The organism is Caballeronia sp. INML2 (genome assembly GCF_023631365.1).
Classification (GTDB): Bacteria; Pseudomonadota; Gammaproteobacteria; order Burkholderiales; family Burkholderiaceae; genus Caballeronia; species Caballeronia turbans.
On the sequence record NZ_JALQDH010000088.1, the window covers coordinates 45,547 to 61,523 of the forward strand.

Genomic DNA, 15,977 nt, shown 5'->3' on the forward strand with positions numbered 1-15,977 from the left:
TGCGTGGGGAGAGTTGATCCTATCCGTCGCGTCTCTTTCACGATCCCACAGCGGAGAACGGAGCCCAGAACGAGGGATTTGCCTCTGTCGGAGACGGCGCATGACGTAGGATTTCCAACTCTGTGCGCTGAAGCGCATCAGCATAGTCGCGTCCCGTAGATGAGGCAGACTTCATATTCTTGAATATGGCGTCGAACATCGCGGACGCGGCCGACGCGTCGACCTCCCAATGCGAAACATACAGATGGCGCGCCCCTGCGAAGAGAAATGCACTGGCTAGTCCGCCAAAGGCTTCGCCGTCGCCCTTATTTCCAGCGCCGGCTGCTGTGTTGCACGCGGACAGAACTATGAGGTCGGCGTTCAGCGATAGCGTTGCGATCTCGCTAGCGGATAGGTAACCGTCATCGAACTTAGATTCTTGGCGCGGCGGACTTAGGACTAAGCCCGCCTCGCTGAATCCTTCTTCGCCAGCCATCTCCCCGTGCGTCGCAAAAGCGATGATCCGATGATCCGCCAACGTTCCACCCTCTGAAAGCTGCTTCAGCCGTGTCTCAGTAGCTTCCAGCCCAAGAAAAATATCGCCCGGGTCCGCGGACAAAGTGCGGGCCATCTCTGCTAGGAGGCATCCGGTGTCGGGAATAGCTTGGCCTTTGAACGAGAGGCGCGATGCTTCGCCCGCCGTCGCACCAGATGCTTGTTCGTTCGCACCCAGTGCCTGCCGCGCAGCACTGCCGCCCGGACCCAGCGCCCGGGAGCCGGAGCAACCGTGTGGTTCCCAGTCGCCGATCGCGGGATCTCCGAAGCCAATTAGACCCTTGGCGGGCGGCGTCGTCACAGGCGCGGCCAGCAGCATCGACACGACAGACGGCGCCACAGTGAGAGAGTACTTCTTCACCAGCCAGTCCGCAGACTGAAGGTCAACCGTGATCGTCCGGCTACCCCGAAACGGAGTCGTCAGCATGACCTGGAAAGGCAAGGCTGCTAGCGGACCATCAGGGATGACTATCAGATGCCTGACCCCGGCGAGCAACGGCTCTGCTGGCTCGAGCATCGCCTTGTATAAATGGAACGCTGATTCGTAGGGTGCGCCGGGATCCTCGTTCGATCCGGAAATTTCCTGCAGAATGCTCTTAACCCATTGCTGCACGCGCGGCGGGTCGACGCGTGAAGAAGCGAGATCGAAAAACTGACTCTTGTCCCGCGTGACAACGCTCAGAAAAATCGAGTTACGGGAGAAACGATAGAGCAGCACTGCTTCATCGGGTCGTAAAATTTTGCTGACTTGCGCGAGCTTCGCAGTCGAATCACGGATGGCGGATAGGTAGATCTTCGTTCTATCAAGCGCGACTTTCTCTTTCATGTCGAATTGCACGCGCGATTCGGCCGTGTCATTGAGCGGCGTCGAGATTTGCGTAACGTCCTGTGTCGAGGTGATAGACGTGATCAGTTGTTCGCGCGAGCGTTGCCAGTTTTGCGCGGCTACATCTGCAAGTTGCGCGGCCCCGCCTTCCTTGCCCATAGCCTGACGCGACATTGCTCGTAACAACGCAGTTGCTGCGGCGCTTCGCTGCGCGACGGCCATCACTTCGAATGCCTGGCGGGCTATCTCGTCCTGTGGCCCTCCCGATGCCTTCTGCTGTCTGGAAAGCAGCGCGAGAAGCTTGTCCGCGATGACCTGACTCGCAACGGGGGCGCCGTTCGGTGCGGCCAAAACGGATAGTGTGGCCTGCTTGTCTGTCTTAGAAAGCTGATCAAGACTCAAAGCCAAACCGAGCCGAAAGGCCTCGATGCCAAGCGGTAGGCTTTCATCACGGTAGTCGCCATTGTCATCTTCGATTTCGGCTAGCACCAAACCCGGCTCGTGCGTGGCACGCTGTTTCCAGTCAGCGACCATCGGCGCAACGTATTTCTCGGTGCTTGTGCCAGGGCCGAGTCTAACGATCGCCTTCTGGGCCCTCTTAGCGACCGAATCGTTGGCTTCGAACGGCTTCAGCAGGGAAATGACTTCAGCCGTTTTCGACGTATAGCCTTGTTCCTCGAAGAATTCCCCGAACCTTTGCAGAGCGGAAACGAACCGCCTTGCATCAGATTTCGTCGCATCGACGTTAACGATCGACTTGAGCTTGACGAACGCATCTGCGATGCGTCGATCGGCTGGGGTAGGCCCGCTCATTTCGGTGGCCAACTCGTCGATGGCTCGTCCTGCCACAGTTGATCCGTGTATCTCGGCCGTCTCGGACGCCACGCGTGATAGCTCGTAAACTCGTCGGGCGCGCCAGGGAATCTTGCGAGCGTCTCGCAGCGCCAATTCCGCCAGCGAAACCGCTTTATGCCGATCAGCTGAAGACTGCACCGCCCTTTCAGCAAGGTCTGCATAAGCGGAAGCCCGTTCGTCCGCTTTTGCAAGACGCGCAATCCGGCTAACCGCCTCGTCGAAATACCCGGCGTCGGCTAGGATGCGCGAATAGGATGCCATGTCGCTGCCCGCCGTAGTGCCCGGCTCAAATTCATCTATCAGTGTGATCAGTGGGGTAGCATCCATGTGCTTACCTTCTCGGCGGAGCGACGCGACGCGTCTCAGCGCGGCCATGGCGGCGCGTTCCGTTGCGGCGTCGCCCCCAATTGGTCGCGCATTTGACAGCATGTCCGCGGCTACCCGAGGGCCTTCGAGTTCGACCGCAGCCGATGCTAGACCACTGAGTGCGCCCTCGAACGTTTCGTGCTCGCGGTACGTAGCCGAACTATGATCGGGCGCCGCTGGATGGATAAGTTGCTTCGCGAGATCGTAGGCGTGGTCTAAGCCAACTATGCGAGCCGTGGTCTCATAAAGGTCGGCCGCAGCCATCGTCTGCGAGAAAGGTGTCAGACTTTCGTACGTAGCGCGCGCCTTCGCCAATATGGATTTCGCGCGTGCACTGTCGCCTTTATCTCTGGAGTACCAAAGCGCAGTTTTTTGGAGCGCCGCTAACTCGACGCGCTTGTCGCTGATCTGCTCGAACAAGGCCATTCCGTCTTCATACATTCCCAGCCTGACGAGACGGTAGCCGATTTCGCTGCGCTCCTCATCGGCGTACCGCAAGGTGCTCTCCGTAGAGATGATGTTGACGTAGTCCTGCGCAACGCTCTTCGCGAACAATCTCGCTTCCTGCGTTTCCGCTGCTCGTAGAAGATCGCTTGCCACCTCCAGCCGTGTTTTGACCGTTTTAATATCCGGAATCTGAACAGCGGCGCGCCGAAGGTACGACGCCTGTTCCGCGGGCCGGGCACGGGCGGCCGCTATATCAACTGTCGCGTCAGCAAACGGAGATATGCCTCGAGCCTGTAGTTTTTCCGCCCATTCCACCGCACCGGCTTCAGCAAGGAGGATCGCGCCTTGCGATCTCACGCGAACTTCCGCACTTTCCCGAGCGATCGCTTCGGCACGCGAAAATTGCTTGGCCTCCGTCAGTTTCGCAACAGCCATGATTTGGCGGCGGCTTTCCTGTGGCGACTCTGACGCAACCCAAGCCTCGACGGCATCGACCGGCGTGGCATCTAATTCAGCCTCCCATCGCACAGCCTGCCAGAGATCCACTCGCTCTTTCGGAAGCGTCCTTAACCAGGCTCGCTCCTCCTTGGTCGGCTCGCGCTGGCTCATAGCCTCGAGGATGTCGCCAGTGCTGAAGCCAACGTTCTCCTGATTCAAATAAACCAAAAGCCCGCGCGCGCCCAAGGTGTCTCCCAAACGTGCTTTGGCTTTGATGAGATTCGTGTAAACAATCGAGTCCCACTGACGCGGCGTCGCCTCCTTGCGAAGCACCCTCGGATACGATTGAAGAAGGTTCGCCAAGGTCCCGGGGGATGTGACTGGCGCCTTAGTTAGATACTTTTCTTGCTCAACGAGCAACGACGATGCGCCGTTGACATCGCCGTTGCCGTATAGGCGTATCGCATTCGATTCAATGAAGTCGGTCCATTCATCGCTTTTGCTCAGCCGCCCCCTGTTTGCCACGCCTTTCCCTGCTTCAAACAACCTTTGCGCTAACCGATCCAGACGCGCATGCTCCGGTGAGAAGAACGACGTGCTTTCTGTCGCCTCCGTCGCTCTATCTTCGACGCGTGCGAAGAGATCGTTCAGACGCTCAAGTTGATCGGGATCGCCGGACTTAGCCGATGCCGCGAGGCGCTCGCGGACCTCGCGAGACAACTCGTCGTCCTGCACGGCCACCTTCTCAGGTCCTGCGACCTTCATGGCGGTCGTATTCGCCCTCTCAGTGACGCTACAAGTCCCGCCATGCTCTGCGCCATCCCCAGGCATGGCTTTGGCATCCATGTCCAACAACATAGCCTGAGAAACGAAGGGAGGCGAGAGCATACCGGCATGAATCGCGTCTTTTTCCGCAAGCGCCTTTCCTCTGCTGTTGAGCGTCCGCAGAACAGCGATGCGAGCCATACGATCGCAGTATGGCAGACTGGATAATGCCGGCCGAAGCGAGTCCACTTCGTGATAGAGCGTCGCCGCGATGCCCTCGCTGGAATCCGGTAGAGCCTGTATCTCGGGCAGCAGCTTCAAGGCCCAAGCATCCACTTGCTTAACGTATCGCTGGTCCTCGGCCAACTGGGACGCAATAGACGCCGCTGCTTGAAGCGCGCGCGGACGATCAGTGGTGCTCTGAAGCGCCAGCGTATAACGACGACTGACTATCTCGAAAACCAGATCCTTTTGGCCCAATTGCGCAAAGATCTCCTGCACTTTCAACAATCGCGCGTCCTGAACCGAAGGTTCTCGCTCTCGAAGGGCAAACGCGTAAAGCTTGTGTCCTAAATTGGCAGCCTCCTTCTCGGAAATACTCCGACTCGATGCATTGTAGGTGCCGCTTCTGACCACGCCTGCGTCCGCGGCAGCCAATGCTTCGGCCGCGTCCACAGTAATCTCGTGTTCTTCAGGAAATGCCATAGCGACGACTTTGTGATTGAGCCGCAGCAAGCCGAGAACTCGTGGCGGCATGTCATCACCAATCGGAACGGAAACTCCGACGGTTTCGCAGATTAAGGCGGCGAAGCCGACGCTTCCGTAATCGGTACCGAGTGGGCTGTCTCTGTCGCCGGCTAAGGAGATTGCAACACCGGCCAAATTTGTTGCGAGGCCGAGTTCCGTCTCCGCACGCGCCGCAGCTGCGAATCCGAGGCCGATGACGGCCAGTCGTCTCGCTTCGGAAATTCTTTGCGGCTCGATATTATCAAGAGGCTGCCGTTCGTGAATGGATCGACTCACCGCAACAATGACGTCGATGTCCTTAATGGTGTTCGCGGGCGGATGCCTTTGCGGGTCGAGCGCCGAAAGTCGAATGCGTGCGACGGCACACCTCAACGTTGTTATGCCAGACCTGGCCGACTCGCTCAATTCCACCAAACACACCTGCTCGTATTGCTGGGTCAGCGCGACTTGCGTCGGGGTGGCGCTTGACGCAACGTTATCCGGGTCATTAGCCCAGGCGGCCGCGAACTGCGCCTCCTGGGTCAACGAGGCAGGCACACCCCTAGTCGAATTGATCGCCACCAAGGTGGCGGCTGCAGCTCTGCGATATTCGTCGCGCTTCGCGGTCAGAAGAATTGCTTCGTCGCTGAGGTCCTTGAGTCTCCCGAGCATGCAGGCGCCGTATTTCGCACCATCATCGTTCTGGTCGCAAACGGAAGCACTCTTTTGCGTTGTTGCATCAGCCTCTTGTGCGCGCTCATCCGCGCGAGCGAACAAAGACAAGATCAAGGACACCCCGAAGATCAATGTCAGTGCGCCGCTGGTAATCGGTGTCGCTTTCACGGATCTACCCCACATATTCTTCCGGCTATGAAACCCGGCGATTGCGCGCCGAGCGCTACGCACAATCAATGCATCTTCGCTCCTTCAGTCATCGCGCAGTTCGCTGCTCGGGAACCGGTGGCATCCGTCAGGAAAGTCTAGTGGCCGCGACAAATATATCCAGAGATTTTTGGCTGAAAAATGTTGGTTTGCGCATAGACGCCGTTTGCTCTCTTTCGGTCCAGCGAAAATTCATATGTAAACTGGCCCGAGTCACCCTCGAAACATTTTAAGGATCATGTGAGCTCTCTCGGGCCGGCCTAGGCGTCGGCTTGCTGGTCGCCGAATTCAGGGGAGATGGTCGGTTGCGGATGGGCAGGCGTTGATCCACCACGTGCTCACACAGACAACTAGAAGCGCCTCGAGTCGCAGCGGCGCTGCTTGATGAATTGCTGCGGGGCACAAGCTTGTCCGTAAGGCCGATCGCTGCCTGTCTTCGTGCCGGCCGATGCACTATAACAGTTGATAGCATCCCGCTGCCCCAACGATGAGGCTTGATATGAATCAATTGATAGCAAAGCCAGCGGCCCTTCTCCTTTCTAGCTTTCCGTTCGGATTTCGTTCCGATTTCGGAGGACATTTTCATCAGTTTTCTCTCAACGCCCGCTGATTTTTCTCCATTTCCGGGGCACGCGTTTGTTTGCCTAGAAATGTTGTTAAACAGTGGAACAAACGAGGCCTGCTTTGGGTTTTATCCGAAAGAGATTCTGGATACGTTCAATGGTCCGGGCACGGTAGAGAGTGAACTTTCTAGTGCAAAGACACCGGATCGCTTCTCGAAAATTACTGTTTCCTGAAGCATAAGATTAGTGAGGATGGGCGAAAAGCGGTGTATGCGGAAATATCAAAATGGAGCGGTGCGAACTATAACCTTTTCGTATCGAACTGCGGAGACATGATGTTTGCTGTGGCAAAGATCGTAGGTCTTCGCACTCCGCCAAGATCGACGGTAGCACGTCCATTCGATTTCGTAGTAGGTCTTAGCACGTACTATTGGAAGGAAACTTGGGTTAGTAGTGACGCGGACTCTCGGCTCGCCCTTGAATCTGAGGATGTCAATCGAGTTACCTGGAAAGAACGCGGCGCCGGCGGCCAATCGATTGCGAGGATTGTTAAATTCGCACCGAGCGAAGAGAAGGCCACAATCGATTGCGAAAACACCGCGGATGTTCTTCAGTTTCTTGGATTTCAGCCAGATCTAACCGGAGATATTTTGACGCGGACCGCAACCCTCCTATATGACGCTTATCCGCAAGGATGCGATCATCGAAGCCAAGTGGCATGGCTTACTCGTTACCAAAGATACTCATGCTCACCTATCGCAAGTCAGGCAGCCGACCACGGCTTTCTCCTAAGCAGTACGACTTCAATAAAATCCCGTAGCGCAGCAGCGTTAGACCTCCAATTGTGAAACCCCCTTTTTTGGATCACCGCGCTCGACGCTACGAGCCGCAACGAACATCAGCAATCTTCCGCAATTGGCTGTCTCCCGGCGCCATACCATAGTAAGACCACTCCCTTTGACTTGAACTTCACATTTTGTATTTTATGCTTAGACGCAAGGCTGAGCGAAACGCAACGAGAATACTTTGATATCCAAACCGTAACAACCATCTGGCGGCGCGGACCTAACATGATGGTTGGCAGCGACTTGCAGGACTTTTCTCCTGGAGATGAATCGTGAAGATCATGTTTCGGTTTGGTATCTGCTGCGCCGCCATCTTTTTTATTGCAGCATGGTCGTACGGACAGTCTCAGGGAGGACTGCAAGTCATTCGGAACGATCCGAACTTGGGGCCTATTTGTGAAGGACCGTTAGGGCCGGGACCTTGCGCGCAAGTGGCTCAATATCTGAGTCGGCAGCGCCTCGGTCAACCCGTTCCGGGGCCGATACCCGCTCCTCCTTCTGGCCCGATTCCAGCGCCCCTGCAAGTCATCGGCAACCAGCCGGGCGTCGGTCCTATCTGCGCTGGGCCGCTTGGCCCGGGGCCTTGCGCGGAGATTCAGCAATATCTGAGGAGCCTGCAATCGCGCGAACCTCAGAACGGGTCCATCAGCTCCGGTCAGCCGATTCAGGTAATCGATCCGAATCGGGCCGGAGGGCCTTTATGCAACGGCCCGTTCGGCCCGGCGCCTTGCAGCATCGTGCAGCAACAGGTGCTCGACCAGAATCGGCGCACGCCGCCTCCCGCTCAGTCTTTCGATCTGCCGGCGGGTCTCGATACACAGCAACGCGCCATCGAATGCGCACGGCGGGCGCAACTCGACGTGACGACTTTCGTGGGTTGCACGGGACAACAAATCATCCTGCCTGAAAACGAGCTGGAAGTACTCGAATGTGCGATGTCGACAGATTCCGCCCAGAAGTTCGCCAACTGTTCGGCGGGTCCGCTGGGCATTACTTTGTCGAAGGATCAACGCGTAGTCATCGACTGTGCCCACAGTTCGAACGGCGACCGCGATAAGTTCGTCTCATGCGCGGGGTCCTTTCTTGCAAGCAAGGGATTGAGCCATGATCAGACTGCCGTGCTCCATTGCGCCACAAAGTCTTCGGACGATGCCTCGGCCTTCGCGGATTGTTCCGCCCGTTACTTGCTTGGCCAAAACGTCGGCGAGCGACAGATGGAGGCGCTGAAATGTCTGGCGGAAACAAAGGGAGATCGGGCGGCCATGGCAACCTGCGCTGTGGATGGAACAAACCTCAACGCTAATGAACGCACGCTCGCGGCTTGCGCGATGTCATCCAGCGGAGACGGAGGCGACTTCCTGAGTTGCGCGGGTTCCCAATGGCTGAACCGCAATTTGGATCCTGATCAGAAGGCCGTGCTCCATTGCGCCACTGAAGCAAGCGACACGTCGGAATTCGCATCATGCTCGGCTGTTGGGCTGCTCGGCAATCACGCTACTCCGGAGCAGAAGGTCGCTCTGAAATGCGCTGCACAGTCGCAAGGCGATGCAACGGGCTTTGCCACCTGCGCCGGTGCCAACATGTTCAACCTACAACTCAATCCCGAGCAGCAGATTGCTGTCCAGTGCGTCGTTTCGACGGGAGGGCAGCCGTATGCGGCCGCGGGATGCATGGCGACTCGTCTCACGGCTCGCGAACTGGTCAAATGCGTGACGAATGGTTTTGGCGGCGCGGACGGTTGCTTTGGCGACAACAACGATATTGTCGGAAAAAACGGCTGGACCGCCAAGACATTGAACGGTTTGCTTGGCGGGTCGAATTCCTTTGCGCGTAATCCGAGTCAAATCTGGGGAGGCGACAATTCTTTCGTCAGAAATCCATCACAGATTTGGGGTGGAAATAACTCCTTTGTTCGGAATCCGAGCCAGGTTTGGGGCGGCAACAATTCTGTCTTCAATAATCCAGGGCAGTTGGCTCCGCCGCCAGCCACGCTTGGCAGCATTGGTGGGAAACGCATTTGCTTGCCGTGGTGTTAAGACTGGTCGTTGGTGCATGAATGATGTCATCATGCACGGGCGGCATGCATCGGCGCATCCCTTTCAGCCATTGCAAGCGACGCACTAGCCTGGATCTAAGGCCGCCAGAAGACTCGGCGCACACAGCCCTTCAATACCCTTCGCGACCTGATGCATCTGCTCGACCGCCGCGTCGTTGCCTCACACCTAGTGCGGTGCGTCGTTGAATTAGCACCCGGTCTATGTTTAGATATGGGTCATGGGCAAAATGAATCTGACCGAGACCGAACGCGAGCAACTGCTGTCAGCGGCGCGCAGCCGAACGGTGCGTGCGGCGGACGTACGACGCGCGAAGTTGATCCTGATGCTCGAGGACGGCGAATCGCGCGACAGTATCATGCGCACCCTGGGTTGCGACTCGCGCTTCATCGCACGCTGGTCGGGGCGCTTTCTTAGCGAGCGACTCTCCGGTATGTACGCCCGGCACCCCGGGCGCGCTCCCAAGCAGCCGCCGGCGCGACTTGAGGCGCGGGTGCTCAACCACACTCTCAAGCACAAACCCGCCGACGGCTCGACACACTGGAGTAGCTACAAGCTCGCGGCAGAGCTCGGCGACGTGTCGGTCTCGGCCGTGCAGCGGATCTGGCGCAAGCACGGCATCAAGCCGCAACAGTTAGAGCGGCACATGATCTCCAACGACCCGGACTTCGAGGCCAAGGCGGCCGACGTGATCGGGCTTTACCTGAACCCGCCGGCGCACGCAGCGGTGTTCTGTGTGGACGAGAAGACTGCGATTCAGGCACTCGACCGCAAGGACCGGATGCTGCCGCTGTCGCCAGGGCGCGCCGAGAGTCACGGCTTCGAGTACAAGCGCAACGGCACGCTCAGCTTGTTCGCGGCGTTCAATACTGCTACCGGCGAAGTGTTTGGCAAGACGGCGCCGCGCCACACAAGCGAACAGTTCGTAGCTTTTTTGACCGATGTCGTCGCCAGTCAGCCCAAACGCAGGGAAATCCACGTCATCTGTGACAACGTCAGCAGCCATAAGACGGAGCGGGTCGCCGACTTCCTCAACGCTCATCGCAACGTACGTCTGCACTTCACGCCGACCTACTCGTCGTGGCTCAACCAAGTGGAAAATTGGTTCTCGCGCATCCAGCGTGATGTGATCGCCCGCGGCATCTTCACTTCGGTAAAAGACCTGGATCGCAAACTCATGCACTACATCCGTGAGCACAACAAAAATCCAAAGCCGATCAAATGGAAGTATGACGATCCTTCACGCCGGATCCGCCGGTGCCAAATCAATGACGCAGTCGACTAGCAACACATGACGGGGTGCCCAGGCGCGTGCGTCTGCCTTGAGCAGAGAAACATTTGTTTTGTCGTAACTGCAACGTGTGGCTGACAACCGACTTTCCGTTTGGCGGCGTTTCTGAGGCGAGTGCTTCGACACGATAGAGTCCTAAGAAAACCAACCCGAGCGCCTGCTGCGTGCGTTTGCCGGCTGATTGAGACGAGTCTGTGACTTTGCCATCGTCGAATCGGTCCGGTAACTCGAGGCGGCCAACGTCTGCCGCTCGCCACATTTCCGACGTAGCAGCGCACCGCCTCAAATGTCGGCTAAGGCCGAGGGGACTAAACCGCTCGCGCGGTATGGGGCTCCGTCCCGTCTCTGGCAGGGAATGACAGGTCAGTGGCGCCGGTGGTTATGTTGGTGACTGAGGCAATCCGCCTCGTTCTCCAGCAGGAGCCCCATCATGACCTCCTCCGATCCGGGCGTCAGCCCGTTGCGCCGGCGCATGGTTGATGACATGCGCATGCGCAAGTTCGCACCCAAGACCCAGTCCGGGTATCTGCGTGCCGTACGCCAGTTTGCCAAGTTTCTCGGGCGTTCACCCGATACTGCTACTGTCGAGGACCTCCGGAATTACCAACTGCATCTGGTCGATCACGGCGCCTCGCCGATATCGCTCAACGCGGCGATCAGCGGGCTGAAGTTCTTCTTCGACGTTACGCTCGGCCAGCCTGAACTGATGGCCCGGATGCAGCCGGTACGCGTGCCTCGCAAGCTCCCGGTGGTGCTTAGTCCCGAAGAGGTGCGGCGGCTGATCGCAGCAGCCGGCAACCTGAAGCACCAGACCGCGCTGTCAGTCGCCTACGGCGCCGGATTGCGCGCGAGCGAAGTGGTGGCACTCAAGGTCAGCGACATCGACAGCCAGCGCATGACGCTGCGCATCGAGCAGGGCAAGGGTCGTCGCGACCGCTATGCGATGCTCTCGCCGGTCCTGCTCGAACGCCTGCGAGTCTGGTGGCGCGTTGCCCGTGCCCAAGGCAGCATGCTCGATGGCGGCTGGCTGTTTCCCGGAATGGATCCCGTCGATCCGCTCAACACGCGGCAACTGAACCGTGCCGTTCACGCCGCCGCCGAGGCCGCGCAGATCGAAAAGCGTGTAACTCCGCACACCCTGAGACACAGTTTCGCGACGCACCTGCTCGAACAGAGGGTCGACATCCGCGTGATCCAGGTGCTGCTCGGTCACAAGCAACTTGAGACCACCGCGCTTTATGCGCAGGTGGCCACCGACCTGCTGCGCAAAGTCATCAGTCCGCTGGAGCGTCTGCCCTCCGAGTAACGCGGCCCAGTGTAAGACCCAATGCTGGAGGTCGCGGACATCTTCCGCGCCCAAGGTCCGGTATGGCGACGCACGGTGTCGCTCAGCCTGGGGCAGCTGAAGGTCATGTCGGCCATCGAACAGTGCCGCACCGCGGCGCTGGGCGGGCATGTGCTGCGCTGTTCAGGTTGCGCAAAGATCGAAGTCGCCTTCAACTCATGTCGTAACCGCCATTGCACAAAGTGCCAGGCGAGTGCCGCGCGCCGCTGGCTCGACGCGCGTCAGGCCGACCTGCTGCCGGTGGAGTACTACCACGTCGTCTTCACGCTGCCTGCGCCCATCAGTGCCATCGCCTGGTACAACAAGGCCGTCATCTACGGGCTGCTGTTCGATATCGCCGCCGAGACGCTACGCACCATCGCCGCTGATCCGAAGCATCTGGGTGCCAATATCGGCGCCACGCTCGTGCTGCACACCTGGGGCTCGGCGCTCACGCATCATCCCCACGTGCACGGTATCGTCCCCGGCGGTGGGCTGTCGCCCGATGGTCAGCGGTGGATCGCCTGCCGGCCCGGCTTCTTCCTGCCGGTGCGTGTGCTCTCGCGCTTGTTCCGCAGGCGCTTCCTCGAAGCGCTCACGGACGCACACCGGCATGGCCACCTGCAGTTCTTCAGCCAGTATGCTGAACTAGCCGACCCAGCTGTCTTTGACGCCTGGCTTGCGCCGCTGCGTGCCTGCGAATGGGTTGTCTACGCTAAGCGCCCCTTTGCAGGCCCCGAAGCGGTGCTGGCGTATCTATCGCGTTATACGCACCGCGTGGCGATCTCCAATCAGCGCCTGCTCGCATTCGATGAACGCGGCGTCACCTTCCGCTGGAAGGACTACCGTGCAACGGGACGCACTCGCTACAAGACCATGACTCTCGAAGCCGGCGAGTTCATGCGCCGCTTCCTCCTCCATGTGTTGCCCAGCGGCTTCCATCGTATCCGTCACTACGGATTGCTTGCCAACCCGGTGCGCCGCGCCAGTCTCGCGAAGGTGCGTGAACTGCTGGACGTCACGCCCGGAGTCGACCCATCACCCCACGAAACCGTCATCGAAACGCGACCTGCCTTCATCTGCCGACACTGCGGCGCACCGATGATCGTCATCGATATCCTTGCGCGCACCGCACCGATCCGCGCACCACCCACGCGTCGGGGCAAGACATGAACGCAACTGTTCCAGGACGAGCAACCCCATCGTCGGCTCTGCGGCAACGCGGCCCGCGAGCGGACGTTCGCGCCTGCCGCTCCCCGCATTCCCTCACACCTTCGATCCGACATCACGATTGCACGACTGCACCCCGTCGGCACATCATTAGCGTTCACTCGGCACGCCGCCGGACCGCGCATCCCGTAGTTCCGCAGGTTCTCCTGGACTATCAATCGCCATAGACCCGAAAACTCCTATTGCATCGGAGCACTCCGCGGTTTCCTCCCTTCAGGTTTGTCCAACGCCTGCCCGCATACGCTGTCTCGCGCTTGCGGGCACGCGGCATGGGCAGGCGTCGAACAAACCTTAAGAGGAGCGGCAGAGATCCCGCGGAAGCCGACCGTCCGACGCCGCGCGAAACTCACTCTTGACGGCCTGGAAGTCCAAGAGACATTTGACCGTCGATACGGCGAATTCACCGATCCCAGAATCGCTTGTCCACCTGCACGATCCCACACACCCGCCAACGCACCGTCACGCTGACGCAGAACGCGCTACGCTCAAGCGCATCCGCGACCCAAAGTGTCCGCGCTGCAGACGAGGCAGGCTTCGGCTATCCATCAACCACCGCCACCTCCATCATTTCTAAATCTGTTCCATATTGACGTTCGTTCAAACGCCAGTTCACACCCGCTGCCACGCTGCGGTTGGTCAGGATCCATCCGTTCGTGGACGGAAACGGCAGAACAGGTCGCCTGCTTCTGAATATCGAATTAATGAAATCGAGCTATCCCCGGCTGTTATCCGCAATGAGGATCGCGCAGCCTATTGCGATTCGCTGGACGACGCTTGCGTGAGCAACAACCACGCGGGCATCGCTCGGCTGATCGCCGAATCGGTCCTGCGTTCATTCGACCTCTACTTCGATGCTTGGTTTGGCTGCCAACCAAGGACCTTCCTCGGCCCCTCGGTAAATAATAGGGATACCGACATTAAGGCGCGCAGTCGCGTTATCGCTAACGTTCCATGTCGATGGCGTGACGCCGCGCAAGCGGCCAGATGTTAGACTAACAGCCCTAGTCTGGCCTCGTCACTGCGAGGAAAGAGAGCCCTTCCATATCGAACGAGCGGCCACCCGTGCCCGTCGCATCAAGCACTTCTCAGGGCTGACGTATCGTTCGAACTTCACGAGGAGGAGAGTTTAGATGGACGAACAAGGCGTTCGCGCCCCGATTGTCACGGGAACATGCGCACGCTGCGGAGGCAAGGTGCCGTGGCCGATTTCGTCCTGTCCTCATTGCGGTGCGCCTGCGCGGTTTGTGTCCGGCGATCGTGTACCCGCCGCGAGGAAGCCCGGAGCGGCAGGGCACGGCACACCGAACGGGCGTGTTGATTTTCCGCCTAACCCGCCGTGGCCGCGGCAAAATGCATCCTTGTTCGCATCGAACGACGCCGTATATCCCGACGACGAGGTCCGTCCGCCACCGCGCCGCGATACCGGTCGTCGGGGCATGAGAAAGGGGGCAGTGCTGACGCTTGCGGTGGCCTTCGTGCTCATCGGCGGATCGGGGCTCTTGTACTGGATTCAGAATCATGACGCGCAGGAAGAGCCGACGAGATCGATCGCCGCGCGAGGCATGGTGACGTCGAACGACTTGAATCAGTCCGCGCAGGCCCCGACCATGCCGCAGGTTCCGACGATTGCCCCAAGCTCGGAAGCGCCGCTGCCGAGTGACAAGGCATCCGCTGACAAAAATCAGAAGTTGATGTCGCTTGCCCTCGCGAGAGCGCACGACGGTCTCCAAAAAAACAACCTGCAACTGGCGCGGTCCGGCATTTCTTGGGCGCTTTCGTTGCAGCCGGACAGTCCCGAGGCCCTTCGGCTCAAGCAGGATTTGCTGTCGCGGGAGAGGGCTCGCAATGCGGCCTTGCAGGCGGCACGCAGTTGCGTCGTGCAGGAGCGTGCCATGTGTGCTTGGCAAAATGCCAACACTGCGCTGTCGATCGATTCGAGCAGCAACGAAGCGAAGGGAATCGCCGCGCGCTCCATGCAGTAGAGCATCCAGCGGCTGGAGCAGCACTTCGGACTCAGGCTGTTCAGCCGGACTACGCGCTCGCTGATGCTGACGCCGGAGGGGCGGGATCTTATGGAGCGCACGCCGCGGTTGTTGCGCGAGGCGGAAGGTATCGAGCAAGGCGTCGCCGCTGCACGCGCGGAGCCGGCCGGAACGCTCAAGGTGACCGCGCCGTTGTCCGTCGGCGTAAACGTCCTCGCGCCCGCATTGCCGGCGTTTTGCCGACAGCATCCGAAAGGGACCGTCGAGGTGCCCTGAGCGAACGCTACGTCGACCTGATCGAGGAGGGCGTGGAAGTCGCCATTCGAGTCGGTAATCCCGGCGACACGCGGTTGATCGCGCGCCGTCTTGCTCCGCATCGGATTTGCGCGTTCGCATCGCCCGAATATCTGCGGGAGCGAGGCGTGCCGCAGCATCCGAACGATCTATTGCGGCACGATTGCGTGAACTTCAGATATCAGTCGACTGGCCAGGAGGCGCCTTGGGCGTTCGACGTGTGAGGCAAACTCGTCGAGTTCGCGCCTGTGTTGGCTTTAATTACGGACGTCAGCAACGCGATTGCCGCGACGTTGGCCGCGGGTGCCAGAATCGGAATATCGACGACGTACATCGCCGCGCCTTATGTTCGACGGCGCGAACTCGTACCTGTACTTCACGAGTTCGCTTATTACCGATTCCATCCGCATGCGGTGTGGCCGGAAAGCCGCCGCAGCAAGTCGGCGGTAAAAGCGTTCGTCGGCTCTTTGCAGGACATTTATCCGTCTCCCGCGCCTTGGGACGTCTGGTGCGGGATCATGCGACCTAGCGCGTGCGTGTTATTGGGCGCTCGTC

The 15,977-nt window shown here is 59.2% G+C and carries 9 protein-coding genes; 8 read left to right on the plus strand and 1 reads right to left on the minus strand.

The annotated features are described in order from the left end of the window. Window positions 1–37: 37 nt before the first annotated feature. A complete protein-coding gene (locus NCT32_RS29640; RefSeq protein WP_250490890.1) occupies window positions 38–5,800 on the minus strand; it encodes a CHAT domain-containing protein in 5,763 nt (1,920 codons plus the stop codon). A gap of 1,719 nt (window positions 5,801–7,519) precedes the next feature. On the opposite strand from NCT32_RS29640, the gene NCT32_RS29645 reads away from it, so the two are divergent. From NCT32_RS29645 to NCT32_RS29680, 8 genes are all read left to right on the plus strand, one after another. Next, entirely contained in the window at window positions 7,520–9,283 is a 1,764-nt protein-coding gene (locus NCT32_RS29645; RefSeq protein ID WP_250490891.1) for a hypothetical protein, read from the plus strand. A 238-nt stretch (window positions 9,284–9,521) separates the two neighbouring features. Next, window positions 9,522–10,586: an IS630 family transposase gene (locus NCT32_RS29650; RefSeq protein ID WP_250490892.1), complete on the plus strand. Its 1,065-nt coding sequence runs from the start codon at window positions 9,522–9,524 to the stop codon at window positions 10,584–10,586. A 436-nt stretch (window positions 10,587–11,022) separates the two neighbouring features. Continuing rightward, window positions 11,023–11,898, plus strand: coding sequence for a site-specific integrase (locus NCT32_RS29655; RefSeq protein ID WP_250490893.1), 876 nt, complete (start codon window positions 11,023–11,025; stop codon window positions 11,896–11,898). A 21-nt stretch (window positions 11,899–11,919) separates the two neighbouring features. Beyond that, window positions 11,920–13,089 (plus strand): IS91 family transposase, encoded by a 1,170-nt coding sequence (locus NCT32_RS29660; protein ID WP_250490894.1) that lies wholly within the window; start codon window positions 11,920–11,922, stop codon window positions 13,087–13,089. Window positions 13,090–13,799: 710 nt separating this feature from the next. Next, complete coding sequence (locus NCT32_RS29665; RefSeq protein WP_250490895.1) at window positions 13,800–13,928, plus strand: hypothetical protein; 129 nt, start codon at window positions 13,800–13,802, stop codon at window positions 13,926–13,928. Window positions 13,929–14,597: 669 nt separating this feature from the next. Further along, window positions 14,598–15,128, plus strand: a complete 531-nt coding sequence (locus NCT32_RS29670) for a hypothetical protein (protein ID WP_250490896.1) — start codon at window positions 14,598–14,600, stop codon at window positions 15,126–15,128. Between the two features lie 63 nt (window positions 15,129–15,191). Beyond that, window positions 15,192–15,404, plus strand: a complete 213-nt coding sequence (locus NCT32_RS29675; protein WP_250490897.1) for a hypothetical protein — start codon at window positions 15,192–15,194, stop codon at window positions 15,402–15,404. A 32-nt stretch (window positions 15,405–15,436) separates the two neighbouring features. Beyond that, window positions 15,437–15,646, plus strand: coding sequence for a LysR substrate-binding domain-containing protein (locus NCT32_RS29680; RefSeq protein WP_250490898.1), 210 nt, complete (start codon window positions 15,437–15,439; stop codon window positions 15,644–15,646). Window positions 15,647–15,977: the final 331 nt, after the last annotated feature.